Genomic DNA, 21,503 nt, shown 5'->3' on the forward strand with positions numbered 1-21,503 from the left:
AGGCTGAAGGGGTGACGAATCTGCGCCTCGAACCCGGTACCGCCGCCCCCGACTTCACCCTGCTCAACGAGAACGGCTCGGCCGTGTCGCTCGCCGACCTGCGGGGCACGAAGACCATCCTCTACTTCTACCCCGCCGCCATGACGCCGGGGTGCACGACCCAGGCCTGCGACTTCCGCGACAGCATCGCCTCACTCGAGGGTGCGGGCTACCGCGTCATCGGCGTCTCCCGCGATGAGCCTGCGAAACTCGCGAAGTTCCGTGAGCGCGATGGCCTCACGTTCACCCTGCTCAGCGATCCCGATCACGCCGTTCACACCGCCTACGGCGTGTGGGGCGAGAAGATGAACTACGGCAAGGTCGTCAAGGGCGTCATCCGCTCGACGTTCGTCCTCGACGAGCAGGGCGTCATCACGCACGCCCAGTACAACGTCAAGGCGACGGGGCACGTGGCCCGTCTGCGCAAGACGCTCGGCCTCGACGCGTGATCTACTCGCCGGCCGAATCCTGAGCGGAGTCGGCCGGCGACTCCTTCTCGGGGCGCCCTTCTCTGCTCGTCGTCGCCATGAGCAGGACGAAACCGACGATGCCCGGGATGCCCGCGCCGAGAACGGCAATCCACGGCACCGGCTCCACGCCGAGTGACGCCAGAGCGAATGCGATCACGAGGACCTGCAGCATGACGCCGCCGGAACGTGCCCATGTGCGGCCGGAGCGCGTCCCCCATGCGAAGGCGAACAGTGCCCCGGCGCCGATGAGCGTGAGCACGATCAGAGCGATCGCCGTCGTCGGGACCGCTGCCCGGCCCGCCCCGAGCCCGAAGAGCTCAATGATCGCCAGAGTCGCCAGAACCGCGCCTTCCAGCGCGAGAACGGCAGCGGCAGATGCGGCGAGAGCGGGTGAACGCACGGAGTCTCCTGGGAAATCAGATTTGTCAGCAAAAAATCCTTGATTTCGTACCGACCCTGTTACACAATGTTAACAGTCATGTGCTCCCACAGCGGCGTGGGGCGAGCAATCGCTCGCACTACATTTCAGCGACGGCGTCCCGAAAGCGTCGTCCTCTACGAGCCTTCACAAAAACGATCGCTCACCGATAATCCACACCGAGGAGCCCCACCATGGACTGGCGCGACAAAGCTGCCTGTTTGACCGTCGACCCCGAGCTGTTCTTCCCCGTCGGGAACACCGGCCCCGCCGTCGATCAGATCGAGAAGGCCAAGACGGTCTGCGCCACGTGCACGGTCACCGAGATCTGCCTGCAGTACGCCCTCGAGACCAGCCAGGACTCCGGCGTCTGGGGCGGCCTCTCCGAGGACGAGCGCCGCGCGCTCAAGCGCCGCGCCGCACGCGCCCGCCGCGCGAGCTGACCACAAGCGTCGTCAATACGAAAGGGCCCCTCATCGAGGGGCCCTTTCGTATTGGACGCTATTTTCGCAGCCAGCGCGTGGGGATGTCGATGGCGACCTCGGTCCCCTCCCCGTCGCTGCCGCGCCAGTCGATCGTCCCGCCGAGCTCGCCCTGGATCAGCGTTCTAATGATCTGCGTGCCGAGGCCCTGTCCGACGCGCCCCTCGGGCAGCCCGTGGCCGGTGTCCCGGACCGAGACGTGCAGATTCTCGTCGGTGCGCACGGCGTCGATCGTGACAGTCCCCTCGGTGCCGGCCAGGCCGTGCTCGACGGCGTTGGTCACGACCTCGGTCAGCGCCAGCGCCAGCGGCGTCGCATATTCGCTCGGCAGCACGCCGAAGTGGCCGGTCGACTGGGTGCGCGCCCGTGTGTTCGGCGCAGATGCGACCTCGGCGACGAGCTTGAGCACGCGCTGGAAGACCTCGTCGAAGTCGACCTTCTGCGTCAGCCCCTGCGCGAGGGTGTCGTGCACGACGGCGATCGCGTCGACGCGCCGCATGGCCTGGGTGAGGGCGTCGCGGGCCTCGTCGGAGTGCGTTCGCCGAGCCTGGATCCGCAGGAGCGAAGCGACCGTCTGCAGGTTGTTCTTGACACGATGGTGGATCTCACGAATCGTCGCATCCTTCGTGATCAGCTCCTGCTCCTGGTGGCGCAGCTCGCTGACGTCGCGGCACAGGATGATCGCGCCGATGCGCGTTCCATGATCCTTCAGGGGGATCGCGCGCAGGGAGACCGTGACGCCGCGCGCCTCGATGTCGGTGCGCCACGGGGCGCGGCCGGTGACCACGACCGGGAGGGATTCGTCGACCTCGCGCCCGGGTGGCACGATGCGCGTCGTCACCTCGGCGAGGGACTCCCCCTCGAGCTCGTCGTCGAAGCCCATGCGGTTGAACGCCGACAGCGCGTTCGGGCTCGCGAAGGTGCTGATGCCATCGACGTCGATGCGGATGAGCCCGTCCGAGGCGCGCGGAGCTCCGCGGCGGGGAGACGTGGGCGCCGTGAGGTCGGGGAACTCCCCTGTCGCGATCATGCGGAACAGGTCGTTCGCGCACTCCTCGAAGGTGATCTGCTGTCGAGACGGCGTCCGCGCCTCGCCGAGATTCGTGTGCCGGGTGATGACGCCGATGACCGGGGGCTTCTCCCCCGCCCGCGCGCGCTCGCGCACGATCGGCACCGCGCGCACGCGCGTCGGCGTCTCCTCGAACCAGTCCGGAGAGGAGGAATCGACGATCTCGGCGGACGTGAAGGCGCCCTGGACCTGCGTGCGCCACTGCGGACGCACGCGCTCCCCGACGATGTCGCGGTAGAACAGGGTGGCGGCGCCGCTGGGGCGGGTATGGGCGACGGCCACGAAGGTCCCGTCTTCTGCGGCGACCCAGATGACGATGTCGGCCGAAGCGAGGTCGGCGAGCAGCTGTCCGTCGCCGGAGAGACGGTGGAGCCATTCGACATCGTTGTCGTTCAGGAGACCCTGGGCATGGACGAGATCACTGAGCGTTGACACGCCTCCAGCCTAGAACCCCCAGGCCATCGGTTGCGCATCGCCGCGTGAACTCATCCGCGGAGAGGCCGCTCGTCTCAGAGCACCGCGAACGACGTGGCGCGCCACCGTCGGTCGAGTCCCTCGAGGCGGATGGCCACGGCACGCGTGCGCCCGGGGCCCGCGACCACCACCACCGCTTCGACGACGCCGTCGACCGGCGAGGTCTCCCGGATCGAAAGGATCTCGAAGACGGGGCGGGCGGGGGTGGTTCCGCGTGCGCTGCGGGCGCGCGCGGACAGATTCGCCCGGGCTCCCAGCTTGCGGTAGGCGTCTTCGCTGAACCAGCGTGCGAGCTGATCGAGCTCACGCACTCCGGCGAAGACTTCGAGAACACCCTGGGTGAGGCTCCGCAGCAGCTGTGTCGGCTGCGGGAGCTCCTGCGCAGATGTCGGCTGCGGCGCGAAATACTCGTGAAGCATCATCGATATCACTCTCAAATGGGGGGGAGATGCCTGTCAGTAGAGCACGCAGCATCCGCACCCCGAGCAGTGCGAGAGGAAGATGTGGATAACTCGTAGTGGGTCCACATCGTCCCCTACGCTCGGTCGGGTGCATTGGGATCGCATGTTCGAAGACCTCGAGGGTCAGCTCGCCGCCGAGTGGGAGGCTGAGCGCGCTGTTCTGGATGCCGAATCCGAGCGCCTGCGGATCTCGAAGCTCTCGCTGCGCGCCAGATTGCGCGCTCTCGCGCAGGCCGAGGCATCCGTGGGCATCCGCCTGCGCGGCGGACTCCGGCGCACCGTACGCATCACGATGATGGGTGCGGACTGGTTCGCGGTGCGCGAGACGACCGATCGTCAGGTGATGATCGTCCCGCTGAGCGCCCTCACGACCGTGGCGACGGACCACGGAGCGCTGCTCGGCTCTCTCGCGGAAGACACTGCGTCCGTCGAAGACGTGCGGGGTCGCATGAGCTTCGGATTCCTCCTGCGCGACCTGGCCCGACGCCGGGTTCCGGTGCACCTGACTCTCATCGACGGCGACCTGGTCCACGGCACGATCGACCGCGCGGGAGAGGACCATCTCGACATCGCCGTGCACGACGCCGGCCAGGCTCGACGCGCGAGCGCGGTGTCGGCGTTCCACATGGTGCCGTTCGAGGCGGTGGTGCTTCTGCGCGCCGATGCGCGGATCACCTGAGCGATCGCTCGTTCGCTGAGGATCCTCAGCCGCGCTGCGTTCCCCAGACCTCGGGGAAGCTCGCCTCATCCGCCTGACGCCACAGCGCCATGCGCCGGGCCTGCTCCGTCTGCTCCGCGAGGTAGTCGGAGATGCTCTGCTCCTCGATGCGCCAGCGCGGCGGCGAGCCGACCTGGGCACCGCGCAGGTTTCCGGACATGATCAGGTCTATGACCTCGTCCACACCGATGCTCAGCAGCTCGGCCACCTGCGCAGGAGCGAGGAAGCGCGGGGTTGCGGACGGATCGAGCATGAATCCATTGTGACGCGCACTGCTCTCAGCACCCAACCCGCCACATCACTTGTGGATAACTTCGGAGCCAAGAGCGGCGATTCTGTGACCATGTCTGCATGAGCACCCACCCGCGCGCGCACCGCGCTTTCTGGGGCGATATCCGATTCCTGATCGGCCTCGCCCTGGTGATCCTCTCCATCCTCGGCGTCTGGCTGATCGTCTCCTCCGCCCGCCAGACCGCACCCGTCCTGCAGGCCAATCGGACGATCGCCGCGGGCGAGCCCCTCCTCTCCGAGGACTTCTCCGTGGTGGAGGTGGCGCTGGGGACCCTCATCGAGGACTACCTCGCGCCACACGACCTCAGCGCCGGTACGATCGCGGCGCGCACCGTCATCGCCAAAGAACTCGTCCCGCTCTCAGCCGTCGCCGATGCGACGAGCCTGCGCACGACGAACATCGTCGTCGAGAGCAGCGTTCGCCTGCCGGTGGGCGTCGACGTCGGCACGCACCTGGAGCTCTGGCACTCCCCCGCCGCCGAGAGGGGCGAGAGCCTGGAAGCGCCGCGCATCCTCGCCGCCGATGTCATCGTCGCCTCGATCCCCGAAGAGGACGGCATGCTCGCCCAGCGCAGCACCGCCGTCGAGCTCGTGATCGAGCGTGCGGATGTGGCCGCGGTGCTCGCCGCGATCGACAGCGGCGCGTCCCTCTCCGTCGTGCCGCTGGGCGCGGGCTCGTGACCTCCGTTCTGATCGCCCTGCCCGAGCCGCGGGGCTCTCGCCTGCGCGATGAGCTCGAGCGAGACGGGATCGATGTCCTCGGAGTGATCCCGTCCGACGGCCGAGTGCCTTCCCGCCTCGATGACGTCGAGGCGCTGATCGTCCCGGCGACCCGGACAGCGCTCACCCCGGAACTGGTGGCCGCCTGCGACCGCGCCGGAGTGCGCATCGTCACACTGGGAGCCGGCGAGTCGCGGCTGCTGAGCCGATACGGGCTCCCCGAGGCGCTCGCCGACGACGCCGACTCGTGGCAGATCGCCGCGGCCATCGCCGATGACGCCCCTCCGACCGCCGCGGCCGCGCCGCCCGCTCGCCGCCGCGTGATCGCCGTATGGGGTCCGCACGGCGCCCCGGGTCGCTCAACCGTCGCGATCCAGCTCGCCGTCGAGCTCGCGCGCAGCGGACGAAGCTGCGCGCTGATCGACGCCGATACCGTCGCACCCTCCCTCGCGCTCCTGCTGGGTCTCGGCGATGAAGCGCCGGGGATAGCCGCCGCCTGCCGCCGCGCCGAGCTCGGCGGACTCGACCCCGCGGAGCTCTCCCGAATCGCGACGCGCGTCGAGACGAGCGGCGGCGCGATCGATGTCCTCGGCGGGCTGAACCGCCCCTCCCGGTGGCCAGAGCTATCGGCGCACAGACTCGCCCCCGCACTGGCGGTGTGCCGGGACTGGGTCGAGGAGACGATCGTCGACGTCGCCGCATCCTTCGACGCGGACGAGGAGATCTTCGAAGACCTCGCCGGTCCGCGCCGGAATGCGGCGACCGCGACGGCGCTGCGCGCCGCGGACGTCATCGTTGCGGTGACCGCGGCCGACCCGCTCTCGATCTCGCGCTTCCTGCGCGACCATGCCGAGCTGCGGGCCCTCATCGGGCCGACCGCTCGGATCGAGGTGGTCGCCAATCACGTGCGCCCGGGCCCGCTGGGCATCGATGCGCGAGGGCAGATCCGACGGGCCCTCGAGCGCTTCGCGGGCATCACCGATGTGACCTTCCTCCCGTTCGATCAGCGCGCGGCCGATGCGTCGCTGCTGCATGCGCGACCGATGGCCGATGTCACACCGCGATCGCCGCTCGTCTCCGCCGTGCGCCGGCTCGCCGAACGGCTCGAGCCGGCACCGACGGCGCGCCGCATCGCTACTGCCGGTAGCTCGAGAGGAAGTTCCCGAGGCGCTCGATGGCCTCGGAGAGCACGCGCGGCTCGGGGAGGGTCACGACGCGGAAGTGATCCGGTGTCGGCCAGTTGAACCCGGTGCCCTGCACCAGGAGGATCCGCTCCGAGACGAGCAGATCGTAGACGAAGCGCTCGTCGTCGTGGATCTCGTGCACCTCGGGGTCGAGACGGGGGAAGGCGTAGAGCGCACCCTGGGGCTTGACGCATGAGACCCCCGGGATCGAGTCCAGTCCATTCCAGGCGATGTCGCGCTGCTCGTGCAGGCGGCCCGTCGGCGCGATGAGCCCGTTGATCGACTGCACGCCGCCGAGAGCCGCCTGAACCGCGTGCTGGGCGGGGACATTCGGGCACAGGCGGGTCGAGGCCAAGAGCGTGAGCCCCTCGAGGAAGCCCTTGGCATGGCGCTGCGGCCCGGTGACGACCACCCAGCCCGAGCGGAACCCGGCGACCCGGTAGGTCTTCGACAGCCCGTTGAACGTAAGGCACAGCAGATCGGGTGCGAGCGTCGCGGTCGGGATGTGCACGGCGTCGTCGAACAGGATGCGGTCGTAGATCTCATCGGAGAGGATCAGCAGCTGATTCTCCCGGGCGATCTGCACGAGCCCCGTCAGCACCTCGCGCGAGTAGACCGCGCCGGTGGGGTTGTTGGGGTTGATGATCACGATCGCCTTGGTCTGCGGAGTGATCTTGGAGCGGATGTCTTCCAGATCCGGCGCCCACTCGTTCTCCTCATCGCACAGGTAGTGCACGGGCGTACCGCCGGCAAGGCTCGTCATCGCGGTCCACAACGGATAATCCGGCGCCGGGATCAGCACCTCGTCGCCCTCGTCGAGAAGGGCTTGCATGGTCATCGTGATGAGTTCGGAGACGCCGTTGCCGAGATAGACGTCATCGGGCCCGAAGTGCGGGAAGCCGTCGATCTGCTCGTAGCGGCTGACGACGGCGCGACGGGCAGAGATGATGCCCTTGCTGTCGCTGTAGCCGTGGGCCGTCGGCAGAGCCGCCAGCATGTCGTGCACGATCTGGTGCGGAGCCTCGAAACCGAAGATCGCCGGGTTGCCGGTGTTCAGCTTGAGGACGGTGTGCCCGTCGGACTCGAGCCGGGCGGCCTCGACCAGCGCCTTGCCGCGAATCTCGTAAAGGACGTTCTTGAGCTTCGACGACTGGTCGAACTGGCGCATTCGGGTCATTGAGAAAGCCTACCGGCAAACGCCGGCAGGCTTTCTCAATGCACGTGCTCGCGCTCGCTTACTTCTTCTTCTTGCCCGCCGCGCGGCGCTGCTCACGGTTCTGCGGCCCTCCGGCGGCATCCGCAGCCGGACCGAAGGATCCCGCTGCCTGCTGGTCGGCCGACTGCCGGACCTGGCCGCGGTCGTTGCGGACCTCGACCTCACCGGCGTCGTTGGGCGCGGAGTACTCCAGGCGCTGTTCGCCGCCATCCGTCACGAGACCCTTGGCCTCGACCTCGGTGGTATCGGAGTCCCCGGTCTTGCGCACCTCGACCTCGAGGTTGTAGAGGTATCCGACGGACTCCTCCTTGATCTGGCCCATCATCGACTGGAACATCGCGTATCCCTCCCGCTGATACTCGATCAGCGGGTCGCGCTGCGCCATGGCTCGCAGGCCGATGCCGTCCTTGAGGTAGTCCATCTCGTAGAGGTGGTCGCGCCAGCGGCGGTCGAGAACCTGCAGGACGACGCGGCGCTCGAGCTCGCGAGTGGCGGCCTCGCCGAGCGTCTGCTCACGCTTCTCGTAGGCGATCCTGGCATCGGAGAGCAGTTCCCGCGTCAGGCCGTCCGCGGAGATCCCGCCCTTGCGCCCACCGGCTTCCGCAACGACCTCGTCGATCGTCACGCCGACCGGGTAGAGCGTCTTCAGCTCGGTCCACAGCGCGTCGAAGTCCCAGCTCTCGTTGTGCCCCTGGGCGGTGCGATCGGCGACCACGGCGGTGATCGCATCCTCGATGAAGTGCTGCACACGGTCGGCGATGTCGTCTCCGTGGAGGATCTGACGACGATCGGTGTAGATCGCCTCGCGCTGACGGTTGAGGACGTCGTCGTACTTCAGGACGTTCTTGCGCATCTCCGCGTTGCGGGACTCGACCTGCGACTGCGCGCTGCGGATGGCGCGCGAGACGAGACCCGATTCGATCGGCACATCGTCGGGGAAGTTCGTGCGCGCGAGGATCGCCTCGGCCGCCCCCGACTGGAACAGACGCATGAGGTCGTCCGTCAGGCTCAGGTAGAAGCGGCTCTCGCCGGGGTCGCCCTGACGCCCCGAGCGTCCGCGCAGCTGATTGTCGATGCGACGCGACTCGTGTCGTTCGGTACCCAGCACATACAGACCGCCCGCCTCGGCGACCTTCGCGCTCTCCTCCGCCACGAGGGCCTTCATGGCCTCGTAGGTCTCATCCCACGCGGCTTCGTACTCCTCCGGCGTCTCGGCCGGGTCGAGACCCTTCGACTTCAGCTCCTGCACGGCGAGGAACTCGGCGTTTCCGCCGAGCATGATGTCGGTGCCGCGGCCGGCCATGTTGGTCGCGACGGTAACGGCGCCCAGGCGTCCGGCGCGCGCGACGATCTCCGCCTCACGAGCGTGGTTCTTCGCGTTGAGGACCTCGTGCTTGATGCCCTTCTTGGCGAGCAGGCGCGAGAGGTACTCGCTCTTCTCGACGCTGACGGTTCCGACGAGCACCGGCTGCCCCTCGGCGTGACGCTCGGCGATGTCCTCGACGACCTGCGCGAACTTCGCCGTCTCGTTCTTGTAGACGAGATCGGCCTGGTCTTTGCGGATCATGGGGCGGTTGGTCGGAATGGGCACGACGCCGAGCTTGTAGGTCGACATGAACTCGGCGGCCTCGGTCTCGGCCGTTCCGGTCATGCCGGCGAGCTTGTCGTACAGGCGGAAGTAGTTCTGCAGCGTGACGGTCGCCAGCGTCTGGTTCTCGGCCTTGACCGGAACGCCCTCCTTGGCCTCGATCGCCTGGTGGATGCCCTCGTTGTAGCGGCGTCCGACGAGGATGCGGCCGGTGTGCTCATCGACGATCATGACCTCGTCGTTCATCACGACGTAGTCGGTGTTCTTCTTGAAGAGCGCGAGCGCCTTGATCGAGTTGTTCAAGAACGAGATCAACGGCGTGTTCGCCGACTCGTACAGGTTGTCGATGCCGAGGTAGTCCTCGACCTTCTCGATGCCGGGCTCGAGCACGCCGATCGTGCGCTTCTTCTCGTCGACCTCGTAGTCGACGCCCGCCTCGAGCGTGCGGGCGATCTTCGCGAACTCGGCGAACCAGCGGTTCGCCTCGCCCGAGGACGGGCCCGAGATGATGAGCGGGGTGCGGGCCTCGTCGATGAGGATGGAGTCGACCTCGTCGACCACCGCGAAGAAGTGATCGCGCTGGACGAGATCCTCCTTGCGCCAGGCCATGTTGTCGCGCAGGTAGTCGAAGCCGAACTCGTTGTTCGTGCCGTAGGTGATGTCGGCGGCGTACTGCTCGCGGCGGACCGCGGGCGTCTGACCCGACACGATGATTCCCGTGGTCATGCCGAGCGTGCGGTAGACGCGCCCCATGAGCTCGGCCTGGTAGGACGAGAGGAAGTCGTTGACCGTGATGACGTGCACGCCGCGTCCCGCGATCGCATTGAGGTATGCGGGGAAGGTGGCGACGAGGGTCTTGCCCTCACCGGTCTTCATCTCGGCGATGTTGCCGAAGTGCAGCGCGGCGCCGCCCATGAGCTGGACGTCGTAGGCGCGCATGCCGAGGGTGCGCTTGGCGGCCTCGCGGACGGCTGCGAAGGCCTCGGGCATGAGCTTGTCGAGGGTCTCCCCCTCGTCGTAGCGCTCGCGCAGCTGCGCGGTCTCGTTCGCGAGCTCGTCATCGGTGAGCTTCTCGAAGTCCTCCTCGAGAGCGTTCACGGCCTTGACGACCTGGTTCAGGCGCCGAAGGATGCGGCCTTCGCCTGCGCGAAGCAGCTTCTCAAGAGGATTCGCCACTTAAGTCATCTCCCTGTTGTGGGTCAGATCCCAGCCACCCAGATCGGGCTTCGGTGCCGGGCATACTCGCCCATGTTACCGGCCCGTGACATCCTGATCGACTGCGCAGGGGCACCAAAAGACATTTCGTCGTATCTATATACTCAGCAAAGTCTTGACGATTCGATGAACGGAGGCCGCATGTCGGTGCGTCAGAGTCTGCTCGCGATCCTCGATCAGGGACCGTGCTACGGCTACCAGTTGCGCAGCGAGTTCGACCGGAGAACCGGCTCCACGTGGCCGGTGAACGTCGGACAGATCTACAACACGTTGGAAAGACTCGAGCGCGATGGCCTCGTCGAGCGCGGTTCCACCGATTCCCAGGGGCACGTGTACTGGCAGATCACGGATGCCGGGACCGCCGAGGTCGTGCGCTGGTTCTCGACCGCGGTACCGCGCGGATCGGGGACGAGGGATGAGCTCGCGATGAAGGTCGCCGTCGCCGCGACACTCCCCGGAGTCGATGCCCTCGACCTTCTCCGCGCACAGCGGGAGGAGTCGACCCGGCGCCTGCTCGCTCTGCAGAGCGCCGGTCGTCGGGGCGATGAGGACCCCGAGGCCCTCGCCCGCTCCCTCGTCAACGACTCCATGCGGTTCGCCGTACAGGCCGAGTTGCAGTGGCTCGATCATGTCGAGCACGCCCTCAGCAGCGAGCCCCGCCAGACGATGGATCTTCACCTGGCGACCGAACGGCCCAAGCGCGGCCGCCCCGCCCTCGCAACGGGAAAGTAGGATCGAGGAATGGCTGGTTTCTGGGGTAAGCGCAAACGCGAACAAGAAGCTGCTCGGGCAGCGCAGGACGCGGATCTCGCCAGAAGGGCCGAGCAGGCCCTCGTCTCCGCTGATGAACGGATCCGCACCGCCGGAGACGAGCTCGCCTTCGCCGAGGCCGAACTCGGAGCATCCTTCACCGCCGATCTGCGAGCCGCGCTCGATTCGGTCACGACGCACCTGCGCGAGGCCTTCCAACTGCATCAGCTGAACCATGACGAGATCCCCGACACCGCGGAGGAGCTGCGCACCCGCAACGCCCGCATCGCGCAGCTCTGCGATTGGGCCGAGGATCTGCTCGATGAGAAGACCGGCGCGCTCGCCGAGGCCGTGGCACGCGTGCGCCGAGCCCCCGAAGCGCGCGCTCAGGTGAGGGCATCCGCCGAAATGCTCTCCGCGCGCGTCCCGCAAGCCTCCGCCATCATCGAGCGCCTCTCCTCCCGGTACGCGGAGTCGGCCGTGCACCAGATCAGCAGCAGCGCGAGCGAGGCGGAGCAGCTGATCGCCTTCGCCCTGCACGGCGCGGATGTCGCCGAGCGTCGCCGGTCCGCCCGCCAGCACGAGGAGGCCGACCTCGCGCTGCAGACCGCGACCGAAGCCGTCCGGCGCGCCGAGGCGATCCTCGTCGCCGTCGAGGACTTCGAGATCGAGGCGCTGCGCGCCGAGTCGACACTCGCCCAGGTCGTCGCCGATTCCCGCGCCGATCTCGTCGCAGCGCGCAACGCTCCGCGAACGCCCGCGGTCACGACCGCGGCCGGCGCACTCCAGCAAACGCTGAGTTCGCTCGCCCCGGCGGGCACCGCCAACGACCCCTTCGCCGAGCTCAGCCGCCTGCGTGCGGCGAACACCGATCTCGATGAGGCGATCGCCCACGCGCACTACCGCGCCCAGAATCCGCTTCCCTCGGTTGCGCAGGTGCAGCACGCGCTGGATGACGCCGATCGTCAGCTGGGCGTCGCCCGAGGCCTGATCGCCGGCCATCGCGGCTGGATCGGAGCCGATGCGCGCACCCGCCTCGCCGAGGCCGAGCGTCTGCGCATCGACATCCCCGCCATGATCGAGCCGGAGCAGAGCCGTGAGGAGGCGCTGGCCGCTTCCCGCCGCGTCGCTCAGCTCGCCGCCGAGGCTCTGCAACTCGCCCAGCGCGACATCGACTCGGCCCGCCCGCAGGATCAGGGCTGGGGCGGCGGCGGCTGGGGCGGCGGGCGACGCGGCGGCGGCGGAGACATCGCCAGCGGTATCCTCGGCGGCCTCGTCATCGGCAGCATCCTCGACGGCATCTTCGACTGACCCGGGGTTCCCATCACGGCAGAACGCCCGCTCCGTCCGGAGCGGGCGTTCTATCATATCGGATCAGGATGCGAGCACTGCTGCGGCGGCGGTCTCCGCCGTGAGCGCGATCACGCCGTAGTCCCAGCCCTTACGGCGGTAGACGACGCTCGGCCGGTCGCTTCGGGCATCGATGAACAGGAAGAAGTCGTGTCCGACGAGCTCCATGCGATCGACGGCCTCTTCGACCGTCATCCACTCGGCGTCGAATTCCTTCGTCCGGATGACGACGGGCGAGTAGACCTCTTCCTCTTCCTCCGCCTGGACAGGGACGGCACCGGTGGCCACGGCCTCGAGCACGTCGACCGAGGCGGGCTGCACGTCGATGCCGGCCAGCGAGCCGCTGCCCTTGTCGAGGTGGGCACCGCGGGGGTGCTGGCGACCGTCGATCCGCTTCTCCTTCGCTCGGCGAAGTTGCCCCGCCAGCTTGTCGATCGCGAGATCCAGCGCCACGAACTTGTCGCCGTCCACGGCCTCGGCTCGGATGACCGGGCCTTTGCCGACCAGCGTGATCTCAACCGTCTCGTCGGGAACCCGGCCGCCGCGGTAGGCACGGTGCGTGACCTTCACGTCGATGCGCTGCGCCTTGGGCGCCAGCTGCTGGACGCGGGCGATCTTCTCTTCGACAACGGTTCGGAAGCGATCGGTGATCCCCACTCCGACGCCAACGATGCTCGTTTCCATTGCTGCCTCCTTGTCCCGGTCCTCCCGGCCAAGGGCGGACCGTGGTCGCCTTGTGCACCCCACCGTAGTCCTCGTTCGCCACGATGTCACCCGTCATTCACCAGGTATTTTCCGCGTCATCCCGATGGCGCGGCGTCGCGGCCAGAACGAGTGCACCGCGCACGCGAAAACCCGCGTATTCCAGGGCTCTGGCGGCCTCATCGAGCGTCGCGCCGGTCGTGATCACGTCGTCGACGACGACCACATCGCACTCCACCCGGGCGTGTCGCGCCACCATGCTGCGGGAGACGTTCCGCGCGCGTTCGGCGACGCCGAGCTCCCGCTGATCCGCGATGCGCCGCACGGAGCGCAATCGGCGATCGACCGGCAACGCCGCACGGCGCATGAGCAGCTCCGGCACACGATATCCCCGTTTCCGGAAGGCCGACCGCGATGTCGGCACCGGCACGAAGCCCTGTCCCGGCGGCAGTTCCCGCGCCGCCGCGGCGAGCGCGGAGCCGAGGGGACGGGCGAGAACCGTCTCGCCGTCCTCCTTGATGCGCCGGATACACCGGGCCGCGACGCCCTCGTAGGTCAGCGCGGCGACGACCGGCAAGCCAGTCGGAGTCGTGCGCTTCTGAGGCGCCTGAGTGAGTGCCCGACGGCACGGCGGGCACAGCAGTGTGCCGGGGATATCGCAGCCGGCGCAGCATCCGGACACGGCGAAAGCCGCGACCTCGTCGATCAGCCGGGCCCATCGCGGAGAATCGTCCATGGCTCGAGTGTCGCGGGGAGACGACGCCGGCCCGGTTCTATTCGCGCGATCTGTGGAAGATCACTCGCGGTGCAGAATCACTGCCCGGCGTGGGTTCCGAGGACTCTCACACCCACCAGGCCCATCTGCCAGGTGGTCCCCCGCTGCGCGAACAGCACGCCGTCGGCGGCGAGGATCCGCACCGCGGAGGTCTTCGCGCCGCCCGAGAGCATCACGGCATCGCTCGGTGCCCCGGCATAGGCGCCCGGACCGCCGATGTCCTGCGTCAGAACGCTGCGTCGGCCGTCCATCGAGGTCAGCACGCTCAGTCGGTCCTCCCCTACCCACGACACGGCGAGCACGTCGGTGACGTCATCGAGCTGGGCGATCAGCTGCACGGGGCCGAGGCCGATGGGCGTGTTGTCGGCCTCTCGCAGGATCGCCGAGGCCGCGGCCCAGCGCTGGCCCCCCACAGTCACAACCGCGACGAGACGCACCCCGTCGGAGGAGACCCGCAGGTGGGAGATCGACGAGGTCCCGGGGAACGCATTCGCGATCGGTGCTTCCGTGACGTCCGGGCGCCATGCGATGAGCGCGGCCGGTGACGAGGCCGGAACCGTCCATGTGTAGCCGTAGGGATCCATGGAGGGGGCGATGAGACCGGGACGGGCGTCGAGCTGGTCGACGCGGCCATCGGCGACCGTGTACACGCCCCGGGTATCGAGCTGGACAGCGGCTCGCGCTCCGTCATCCGAAACATCGACCGCGACGACCGAGGAGGCGAGCTCGACCACCGCGGCGGTGATGCCCTCATAGGGGGTGATCTCATCCCCCACGTAGCCGCCGAACGAGTCGTCCGTGAGCACGACGGGCCCCGTGTCTACCGCGGTGGGTGCCAGCGCAGTGCGGCCGGCTTCGAGATCGCGGCCGTTCACGAGCAGGCGCACCTCGAGCACACCCGCGCTGCGCAGCGTCGCCTCCAGTTGTGTGCGCATGCGGGCGAGCTCGGTGGATCCGAGCGTCTGCGCCGGCGCCGTCAGCTCGACCGTTGCGACCTTCTCCGCATTGATCGGGACCGCGTCGCGGGCCAGGGTGACATCGCTCGGATAGGCGCTGCGCACCGCCGGCTCCAGCCAGGCGCTGGGCGATCCCTCCAGCAGCTCCTGCGTCAGCGTCGTGGCGATCTGCGCGCGTCGGGGGAACCAGCGCACGTCGGGGATCAGGTGCGACCAGCTCTGGTCGAAGTACTGCAGAGCGTGGCGGCGATAGACCTGGGTGAAGGCGTCGGCGTCGAGGACGATGCCGTTCGCGGCGCTCGTGATGCGCCACTCGCCGTCCTCGTTGCGTGCCAGCTCGAAGACCGCGACGGCCGCGTCACCGGCGACCTCCGTGTAGACGCCGGAGGAATCGAGCGTGGCGATCTGATCGATCGTGACGCGCACCTGCCCTTCGACGGACTCGTCGTCGTCCTCCGGAAGGTCGTCCGCGAACTCCCGGGTGGCAGCGCTCGCATCGATCGTCACGTTGACGCTGGGCTTCCAGATGGCGGCGAACTCGGGGCTGAGGAACTTCCGCGCGATCTCCCAGCTGTTCGTGGGGGTCAGCGCCGCATCGAGGAATCCCTCGACCATCTCCTCCGCGCTGGCGCCGACCATCGGATCGGAGGCGATCTGGCTGATGTCGGGCAGCACATCGGCCTCGTCCAGCGCGAGTCCGGGGCGGACCTCACCGCGCACGGGCAGTCCCGAGCACGCGACGAGGATCACCGCGAATGTCGCGATCACAGTGGTGAGCATCCCTCGACGGGCGCGTGTCATGAGGTCCCCTCCTCGATCGTCGGGATCGTCTCGGTGAAGTAGACCTCGCGCAGCTCGGTCGCGGGGTCCGCGTCTGCGGGCCCCATGACGTCCGCCAGAGCGTCCTCGGGGTGCACTGGGACGGGGCCGTCCGCGGCGTGGGTGCCCGGAACCCGCGGCAGCGTCAGCACGAAGTTCGTACCGGCGCCGCGCTCCGACCAGACCTCGAGGGTGCCGCCGTGCAGTCGGGCATCGCCCAACGCGATCGAGAGGCCGAGCCCAGTGCCGCCGATCGTCCGCTGGCGCGACGGATCCGCCCGCCAGAACCGGTCGAATACCCGCTGGGCGTTGTCCGGATCCATTCCCAGACCGTAGTCGCGCACGCCGACGGCGACCGTGTACGGGTTGCTGTCGACCGTGACGACGATCGGAAGCCCCTCGCCGTGCTCGATCGCGTTGCCGACGAGGTTGCGCAGGACCCGGCGCACACGGCGCGGATCCATGTCGACGTGCGAATACCCGCCGGGGGCGACCAGGCGCAGCTCGGAGCCGCGGCTCTCCGCCAACGGCAGCATTTGTCCGATGATGTCCTCGGCGACTTCGGCCAGGCTCGTGGCCTCGAGCTCGAGCTGCACGGAGCCCGCATCGTACCGGCTGATCTCGAGCAGGTCGCTCAGCAGCGTCTCGAAGCGCTGGACCTGAGTGTGCAGCAGCTCGGCCGTGCGGTTGGTCGTCGCGTCGAAGGCGTGCCGCTGGTCGTTGAGCATGTCGGCGGCCAACCGGATCGTGGTCAGCGGCGTGCGCAGTTCGTGCGAGACGTCGGAGACGAAGCGCTGCTGCACCAGCGACAGTTCGCCGAGTTCCTTGATCTGCGCCTCGATGCTGTCGGCCATGGCGTTGAAGGAGGTCGCGAGCGTCGCGAGCTCGTCCTCTCCGTAGACGGGGAGGCGCACCTCGAGGTCACCCGCGGCGAGCCGGGCGCTGGTGCGCGCCGCTTCGATGATCGGGCGCGAGACCGAGCGCATCACGACCCAGGAGATCCCGGCGATGAGCGCGATGAGGATGAGGCCGGCCGCCCACAGGGTGCTCTGCACGAACTGGAGGGTTCGCTCGGAGTCGGCGAGGTCGTAGGCGATGTACACCTCGAACGCGCCGACCTCGGGCATGAACATCTGCTGGCCCACGACGATGCCCGGCGCGGTGGTCCCGTCGGACAGCGTCAGCGCGATCGATTGCCAGGACTGGCGCTCCGGGAACGAGACGACGCTCTCGCGCAGCCCGGCGCTGAGCAGGTCGACGTCGAGGTCCGTCGTGAAGGCGCGCACGCCGCTGCCCACGGGAAGCTCATCGATCGGGAAGACGGCGATGTGCGTGGAGGACGCCGCGCGTGGAATCGTGTCCTGCACATCGGCCCACAGCCCGCGTGCGGCCGAGGGGTCATCGGAGACCGCGGCCGAATCGAGGTTGCGCTGGGCCGCGGCGACGGCACTCAGGGAGTCGCTGAGGACCTCGTCCCGGTGTGACTCGAAGAGATTGTTCTGGATCACGAGCGACATGGTCAGGCTCGTGACGAAGATCGCGAACGAAGTGAGCACCACGGTGATCGAGATGATGCGGAAGCGCAACGAGCGGCGCCACAGGGTGGTGATGCTCGAGGACCACCCCCGCCAATCGCGCCACAGCGCGACAGTGGTCGTCGTCGCCGTCGTCGCGGTCAACGTCGGCCCCTCAGATGACGCTTCCGGCCCGGTACCCCACGCCGCGCACGGTCATGACGATCTTCGGAGCGTCCGGATCGAGCTCGACCTTCGCGCGCAGGCGCTGGACGTGCACGTTCACGAGGCGAGTATCGGCCTTGTAGTGGTAGCCCCATACCTGCTCGAGGAGCATCTCGCGGGAGAACACCTGCTGGGGTTTGGATGCGAGCGCCACGAGCAGCTGGAATTCCAGTGGCGTCAGGGCGATCGGCGTGGTCCCGCGGCGCACCTCATGCGCGTCGACGTCGACCACGAGGTCTCCGATGCGCAGCACCTCGCTGGTCGTCTCGGCGACGGGTCGCAGGCGGGTGCGTATGCGGGCGACGAGCTCCTTCGGGTTGAAGGGCTTGACCATGTAGTCGTCAGCGCCCACTTCGAGGCCGCGGACCACGTCGGCGGTGTCTCCGCGTGCGGTGAGCATGATGATCGGGATGCCGGACTCGGCGCGGATGCGCGTGCAGATCTCGATGCCGTCCATGCCCGGGAGCATGAGGTCGAGCAGGACGAGATCAGGGCGCTGTGCACGCCATTCGTCGACCGCCTGGGCGCCGTCGGCGCAGAACACCGGCTCGAACCCCTCGGTTCTCAGCACGATGCCGATCATCTCGGCGAGCGCGGTGTCGTCGTCGACCACGAGGATCCGTGAGGTCATCTGGTCCCAGCCTCATCTTTCTTGCCATGCGCCCCGACCCTCATCCGGGACGGCGCGATTCCCTTCAGCGTACTTCATGACAACGTTTCGATCACGGAAGCGGCTCGGCGTGATTTCCCGGCGGGCATCGGAGGATGTGACACGATGGATTCTGCAGCATCGGAGGGAGCGTCTTGAGCGCACAGAATATGAACACGCAGGGATGGACACCGGCTCCGAAGCCCGGTCTGATCCCCCTTCACCCTCTGACCTTCGGGGCCCTGATCGGAAAGCCCTTCGCCGCTCTCCGGCACAACCCCAAGGTGCTGTTCGGCTTCGCGATCGTGCTGCAGCTCGTCATCGCGGTGATCACGCTCGTCGTCGTGGGCGGTGTCGCGATCGCCACCTTCCTGCGGTTGGAGTCCCTGTCGCCGTCCGACCCGGACTTCCTGCCGGTCATGTGGGGAACGATCGCGATCAACGGGATCGTCGTTCTGGCGATGAGCTTCGTCGGCCTCGGGTTCACGGCCGTCATGCAGGGCGTGATCGCCGCGAACATCGGTTATGCGGCACTCGGCGACAAGCCCCGACTCGGTCAACTGTGGCGCACGATGCGCCCGTCGCTGTGGCGCCTGATCGGCTGGAGCGTGCTGCAGACCCTCGCAGCCCTCATCATCTTGGCCGTGATCGGCGGCATCATCGCGCTGGGCGTCGTGGCGGGCGTGGGCGGAGACGGCGCGGGCGTCGGGCTGGCCGTGCTGATCGGCATCATCGTCGTGCTGGGCGCGATCCCCCTGTGGATCTGGTTGAGCACGAAGCTCGTTCTCGTTCCCTCGGTGCTCGTCCTCGAGCGCGAGGCCCTGCGACCGGCCCTCGTGCGCTCATGGCGACTGACGCGCGGCCGGTTCTGGAACACATTCGGCGTCATCTTCCTCGTGAACACGATCATGAGCGCCGCGGTGAGCGTGGTCAGCATCCCGCTGTCCCTGGTCGGCTCCCTCGTCGGCTCGGTGATCTCCCCGACCGGTCCCACGGACGCTTCGGGCATCGCCATCTACCTCCTCGGCACCATCGCACCGCAGCTGCTCGTCTACGTGCTCCAGGCGATCGCCATCGTCGTGGTGTGCGCCGCCGGCGTCTTCCTCTATCTCGATTCGCGCATGCGCTACGAGGGCCTCGATCACAGCCTGATCCGATATGTGGAGCGGCGCGACATGGGCGTTCCCGCCGATCAGCTGGGCGACCCGTTCTCGGTCGACCCCGCGCGTGCGGTGAGCAGCGCGCCGCCGCCGAAGCAGATGCCCGGATACGCCGCTGCACCGGCCGGGTGGCCTCAGCCGTATCCGCCCCAGGCCTATCCGCCCCAGTCCTACGCGGATCAGCCGTATTCCGCGCCGCAGTACCCCGTGCCCCCGATGCCGCAGTACCCGCCGTATGCCGGGCAGGCGCAGAATCCGGCGCACACGGCCCGGACTGCGCAGCCGGCGCCGCCGCCTCCGGCACCTCCGGCGCCGACGAACCCCGCTCCCGCGCCTGCTGACCCCGCGAGCGGGTGGGCCGCACCTGGCTCGGGCTCTGCATGACCCCGTTCGATCTCGATCCCGCTGCTCCGGATGCCGAGGAGGCCCGCCGCCTCGCCGAGCAGGAGCTGCAGAACCCGCGCTACGCCGCCGCGAAGCCGACGTGGTTCGACCGCCTCGCCGAGGATGTCGCGGACTTCATCGCGAGCCTGTTCTCCGCAGAGACCGGGCAGAGCGCGGGAGGGTTCGCTCTGGTCATCATGATCATCGTGCTCGTCGCCGCGCTCGTCACCGTGCTGATCCTGTGGGGACGGCCCCGTCGTTCGCAGCGGATGCGCCGGGGCGTGACGGACTTGCTCGGAGAGCGCGATGACCGCTCTGCAGCCCAGCTGCGGGCAGACGCTGAGCGCGCCGCCCAGCGCGAGGACTGGGATGCGGCCACGGTGCTCCGGTTCCGCGGGCTCGCGCGCGGGCTTATCGAACGCGATGTGATCGATCCGTCGCCGGGTGCGACCGCGCAGTCCCTCGCCCGTGAGTCGGCGCGGGCTTTCGAGGGCCATCGGGACGCGCTCACGGCCGCGGCGGGTGCCTTCGACGATGTGCGCTATCTGCGTCGGCCGGCCTCGGCCGAGAGCTATCAGGAGCTGGCGCGCACGGATGAGCTGCTCATGAGCGCCCCGCTGCCGGTATCGCCCGGGGAGGCGGTCTCCGCATGACTGTTCTCGACGCGCACGAGTCCGCACCACCGGTCGGCACGGCGGCGAAGCCGGCGCGCCGGTGGGGCGCTCTGGCCGGTTGGGTCGGGCTGATCGCCGTCGCCGCACTGTTCGCGCTCGTCGTCGGCGCCCTCGCGATCAGCGCACCGGAGAGCCGGAACGCGCTCGACCCGGAGAGCGCGAAGGGCAGCGGGAGTCTGGCTCTCGCCGAGCTTCTGCGAGACCAGGGCACCGATATCTCGGTGGTGCGCACCCGGTCGGCAGCGATGGCGGCCCTGGACGATGGTGCGATGCTCGTCATGAGCGACCCCTTCGCGTTGAGCGATGATGCCGTCCTGGAACTCCTCGACGGTGCGGACGATGCCGTCGTCCTCTCGGCGTCGAGCCGGATGCTGCGGCTGCTCGAGATCGGCGAGAACACGGTGGGTGCGACGCACGAACCGCTCAGCGCGGTGTGCGCGCTGCCGGAGTTGGCGAATGTCGGCGGCATCCGCCCCGAACGGTTCTTCTCCCCTGCGGCGGGCGTGACCGGATGCTTCGTCGATGCGGATGGCGGTGCCGGGCTGCTCGTGGATGAGCGGGGTTCGGGCCGGACGCTGCTACTCGAAGCCGGCGCACTGTTCAGCAACGATGCTCTCATCGAAGACGGTAATGCGGCACTCGGGATCGCCCTGCTCGCCCAGGCCGAGAAGATCGTCTGGTACGTGCCCTCGTACGCCGATTCCGACATCGAGGCGCAGGAGGCACCGTCGCTGGCGGAGCTGACGCCCGAGTGGGTGACCCCGGCGATCCTGCTGCTCATCGTCGCCGGCGCGGTCGCCGCGGTCGCCCGCGGACAGCGCTTCGGTCCGCTCGTCGCCGAGACTCTGCCGGTCACCGTCCGCGCCTCGGAGACGATGCAGGGGCGCGCTCGCCTGACGGCACGGGCCGGCGACGCCGCCCATGCCGCCCAGGCGCTGCGCGAGGGGTCGCTGCGACGTCTCGCCGCCCGCCTCGGGCTCGCGGCATCCGCCACCCCCGCGGAGGTCGCCGATGCGGCATCCGATCGTCTGCGCATCCCGCGCGGCTCCCTCTACGATCTCCTCGCAGGCTCCCTGCCGACGAGCGATCCCGACCTGGTCGACGCCGCCCGTCGGCTCTCCGAACTCGAGGCGGCGGTCGACACCGCCGCCCATGTGGAAAGGAACACCCCGTGACCGAAACCGCACCCCCGACGCATCT

21 protein-coding genes are annotated in these 21,503 nt (G+C 68.6%); 10 read left to right on the forward strand and 11 right to left on the reverse strand.

The genetic code is table 11. From position 1 onward, the window contains the following. The first annotated feature begins 11 nt into the window (after positions 1-11). Positions 12-488 (forward strand): thioredoxin-dependent thiol peroxidase, encoded by a 477-nt coding sequence (gene bcp / locus ACWAUG_RS00710; protein ID WP_298037780.1) that lies wholly within the window; start codon positions 12-14, stop codon positions 486-488. Between the two features lies 1 nt (position 489). Here the strand turns inward: bcp and ACWAUG_RS00715 are convergent, their stop codons facing one another. After that, the gene (locus tag ACWAUG_RS00715; protein ID WP_298037779.1) at positions 490-909 is read right to left on the reverse strand and encodes a hypothetical protein; all 420 of its coding nucleotides are present in this window, start codon (positions 907-909) and stop codon (positions 490-492) included. A gap of 212 nt (positions 910-1,121) precedes the next feature. On the opposite strand from ACWAUG_RS00715, the gene ACWAUG_RS00720 reads away from it, so the two are divergent. Next, positions 1,122-1,370 carry a WhiB family transcriptional regulator gene (locus tag ACWAUG_RS00720; RefSeq protein ID WP_017203224.1) on the forward strand — a complete coding sequence of 83 codons (249 nt, stop codon included), beginning with the start codon at positions 1,122-1,124 and terminating at the stop codon, positions 1,368-1,370. A 58-nt stretch (positions 1,371-1,428) separates the two neighbouring features. Here the strand turns inward: ACWAUG_RS00720 and ACWAUG_RS00725 are convergent, their stop codons facing one another. After that, entirely contained in the window at positions 1,429-2,913 is a 1,485-nt protein-coding gene (locus ACWAUG_RS00725) for a sensor histidine kinase (protein WP_298037776.1), read from the reverse strand. 74 nt (positions 2,914-2,987) lie between these two features. Further along, entirely contained in the window at positions 2,988-3,374 is a 387-nt protein-coding gene (locus tag ACWAUG_RS00730) for an Rv3235 family protein (RefSeq protein ID WP_298037775.1), read from the reverse strand. 127 nt (positions 3,375-3,501) lie between these two features. Here ACWAUG_RS00730 and ACWAUG_RS00735 point away from each other — a divergent pair, with 127 nt between their 5' ends. Further along, entirely contained in the window at positions 3,502-4,092 is a 591-nt protein-coding gene (locus tag ACWAUG_RS00735) for a hypothetical protein (RefSeq protein WP_298037773.1), read from the forward strand. Between the two features lie 25 nt (positions 4,093-4,117). On the opposite strand, the gene ACWAUG_RS00740 is transcribed toward ACWAUG_RS00735, so the two are convergent. Beyond that, on the reverse strand, positions 4,118-4,384 hold the full coding sequence (locus ACWAUG_RS00740) for a helix-turn-helix domain-containing protein (protein WP_298037772.1): 267 nt from the start codon (positions 4,382-4,384) through the stop codon (positions 4,118-4,120). A 98-nt stretch (positions 4,385-4,482) separates the two neighbouring features. Between ACWAUG_RS00740 and ACWAUG_RS00745 the strand changes: the two genes are divergently transcribed. Together ACWAUG_RS00745 and ACWAUG_RS00750 are read left to right on the forward strand one after the other, a co-directional pair. Further along, a complete protein-coding gene (locus ACWAUG_RS00745) occupies positions 4,483-5,103 on the forward strand; it encodes a CpaB family protein (RefSeq protein WP_460800537.1) in 621 nt (206 codons plus the stop codon). Continuing rightward, positions 5,100-6,386 (forward strand): AAA family ATPase, encoded by a 1,287-nt coding sequence (locus ACWAUG_RS00750; RefSeq protein ID WP_460800539.1) that lies wholly within the window; start codon positions 5,100-5,102, stop codon positions 6,384-6,386. Before ACWAUG_RS00745 ends, ACWAUG_RS00750 begins: the two co-directional genes overlap by 4 nt. Here ACWAUG_RS00750 and ACWAUG_RS00755 read toward each other — a convergent pair. Together ACWAUG_RS00755 and secA are read right to left on the reverse strand one after the other, a co-directional pair. After that, positions 6,277-7,503, reverse strand: coding sequence for a pyridoxal phosphate-dependent aminotransferase (locus tag ACWAUG_RS00755; protein ID WP_460800541.1), 1,227 nt, complete (start codon positions 7,501-7,503; stop codon positions 6,277-6,279). The two genes, ACWAUG_RS00750 and ACWAUG_RS00755, sit on opposite strands and share 110 nt — an antisense overlap. A gap of 58 nt (positions 7,504-7,561) precedes the next feature. Further along, positions 7,562-10,306, reverse strand: a complete 2,745-nt coding sequence (gene secA, locus ACWAUG_RS00760; RefSeq protein WP_298037763.1) for a preprotein translocase subunit SecA — start codon at positions 10,304-10,306, stop codon at positions 7,562-7,564. A 180-nt stretch (positions 10,307-10,486) separates the two neighbouring features. Here secA and ACWAUG_RS00765 point away from each other — a divergent pair, with 180 nt between their 5' ends. Together ACWAUG_RS00765 and ACWAUG_RS00770 are read left to right on the forward strand one after the other, a co-directional pair. Further along, entirely contained in the window at positions 10,487-11,077 is a 591-nt protein-coding gene (locus ACWAUG_RS00765; protein ID WP_298037761.1) for a PadR family transcriptional regulator, read from the forward strand. A 9-nt stretch (positions 11,078-11,086) separates the two neighbouring features. After that, a complete protein-coding gene (locus ACWAUG_RS00770) occupies positions 11,087-12,406 on the forward strand; it encodes a coiled-coil domain-containing protein (RefSeq protein WP_298037760.1) in 1,320 nt (439 codons plus the stop codon). Positions 12,407-12,469: 63 nt separating this feature from the next. On the opposite strand, the gene hpf is transcribed toward ACWAUG_RS00770, so the two are convergent. The 5 genes from hpf to mtrA form a co-directional block, all read right to left on the reverse strand. Then, a complete protein-coding gene (gene hpf / locus ACWAUG_RS00775) occupies positions 12,470-13,129 on the reverse strand; it encodes a ribosome hibernation-promoting factor, HPF/YfiA family (protein WP_298037758.1) in 660 nt (219 codons plus the stop codon). Between the two features lie 97 nt (positions 13,130-13,226). Then, positions 13,227-13,883: a ComF family protein gene (locus ACWAUG_RS00780; RefSeq protein WP_298037756.1), complete on the reverse strand. Its 657-nt coding sequence runs from the start codon at positions 13,881-13,883 to the stop codon at positions 13,227-13,229. A gap of 77 nt (positions 13,884-13,960) precedes the next feature. Beyond that, positions 13,961-15,679, reverse strand: coding sequence for a GerMN domain-containing protein (locus ACWAUG_RS00785; RefSeq protein WP_298037754.1), 1,719 nt, complete (start codon positions 15,677-15,679; stop codon positions 13,961-13,963). Next, a complete protein-coding gene (gene mtrB / locus ACWAUG_RS00790; protein ID WP_460800544.1) occupies positions 15,676-17,376 on the reverse strand; it encodes an MtrAB system histidine kinase MtrB in 1,701 nt (566 codons plus the stop codon). Before mtrB ends, ACWAUG_RS00785 begins: the two co-directional genes overlap by 4 nt. A 10-nt stretch (positions 17,377-17,386) precedes the next feature. Next, on the reverse strand, positions 17,387-18,067 hold the full coding sequence (gene mtrA / locus ACWAUG_RS00795; protein WP_298037749.1) for an MtrAB system response regulator MtrA: 681 nt from the start codon (positions 18,065-18,067) through the stop codon (positions 17,387-17,389). A 173-nt stretch (positions 18,068-18,240) separates the two neighbouring features. Between mtrA and ACWAUG_RS00800 the strand changes: the two genes are divergently transcribed. The 3 genes from ACWAUG_RS00800 to ACWAUG_RS00810 are packed head-to-tail and all read left to right on the forward strand — an operon-like array spanning position 18,241 to position 21,478. Continuing rightward, positions 18,241-19,629, forward strand: a complete 1,389-nt coding sequence (locus ACWAUG_RS00800; protein ID WP_298037746.1) for a hypothetical protein — start codon at positions 18,241-18,243, stop codon at positions 19,627-19,629. Beyond that, on the forward strand, positions 19,626-20,282 hold the full coding sequence (locus ACWAUG_RS00805) for a DUF4129 domain-containing protein (RefSeq protein ID WP_460800546.1): 657 nt from the start codon (positions 19,626-19,628) through the stop codon (positions 20,280-20,282). The genes ACWAUG_RS00800 and ACWAUG_RS00805 overlap by 4 nt, the downstream gene beginning before the upstream one ends. Further along, complete coding sequence (locus ACWAUG_RS00810) at positions 20,279-21,478, forward strand: DUF4350 domain-containing protein (RefSeq protein WP_298037740.1); 1,200 nt, start codon at positions 20,279-20,281, stop codon at positions 21,476-21,478. The genes ACWAUG_RS00805 and ACWAUG_RS00810 overlap by 4 nt, the downstream gene beginning before the upstream one ends. Positions 21,479-21,503: the final 25 nt, after the last annotated feature.

The organism is Microbacterium sp. GXF6406 (genome assembly GCF_054798215.1).

Excerpts from the sequence above, each read along its gene's own strand:
- ACWAUG_RS00720 (WP_017203224.1), top strand. The coding sequence starts at position 1,122 with ATGGACTGGCGCGACAAAGCTGCCTGTTTGACCGTCGACCCCGAGCTG.
- ACWAUG_RS00730 (WP_298037775.1), bottom strand. The coding sequence starts at position 3,374 with ATGATGCTTCACGAGTATTTCGCGCCGCAGCCGACATCTGCGCAGGAG.
- ACWAUG_RS00740 (WP_298037772.1), bottom strand. The coding sequence starts at position 4,384 with ATGCTCGATCCGTCCGCAACCCCGCGCTTCCTCGCTCCTGCGCAGGTG.
- ACWAUG_RS00745 (WP_460800537.1), top strand. The coding sequence starts at position 4,483 with ATGAGCACCCACCCGCGCGCGCACCGCGCTTTCTGGGGCGATATCCGA.
- ACWAUG_RS00755 (WP_460800541.1), bottom strand. The coding sequence starts at position 7,503 with ATGACCCGAATGCGCCAGTTCGACCAGTCGTCGAAGCTCAAGAACGTC.
- ACWAUG_RS00765 (WP_298037761.1), top strand. The coding sequence starts at position 10,487 with ATGTCGGTGCGTCAGAGTCTGCTCGCGATCCTCGATCAGGGACCGTGC.
- ACWAUG_RS00770 (WP_298037760.1), top strand. The coding sequence starts at position 11,087 with ATGGCTGGTTTCTGGGGTAAGCGCAAACGCGAACAAGAAGCTGCTCGG.
- hpf (WP_298037758.1), bottom strand. The coding sequence starts at position 13,129 with ATGGAAACGAGCATCGTTGGCGTCGGAGTGGGGATCACCGATCGCTTC.
- ACWAUG_RS00780 (WP_298037756.1), bottom strand. The coding sequence starts at position 13,883 with ATGGACGATTCTCCGCGATGGGCCCGGCTGATCGACGAGGTCGCGGCT.
- ACWAUG_RS00785 (WP_298037754.1), bottom strand. The coding sequence starts at position 15,679 with ATGACACGCGCCCGTCGAGGGATGCTCACCACTGTGATCGCGACATTC.
- mtrA (WP_298037749.1), bottom strand. The coding sequence starts at position 18,067 with ATGACCTCACGGATCCTCGTGGTCGACGACGACACCGCGCTCGCCGAG.
- ACWAUG_RS00805 (WP_460800546.1), top strand. The coding sequence starts at position 19,626 with ATGACCCCGTTCGATCTCGATCCCGCTGCTCCGGATGCCGAGGAGGCC.
- ACWAUG_RS00810 (WP_298037740.1), top strand. The coding sequence starts at position 20,279 with ATGACTGTTCTCGACGCGCACGAGTCCGCACCACCGGTCGGCACGGCG.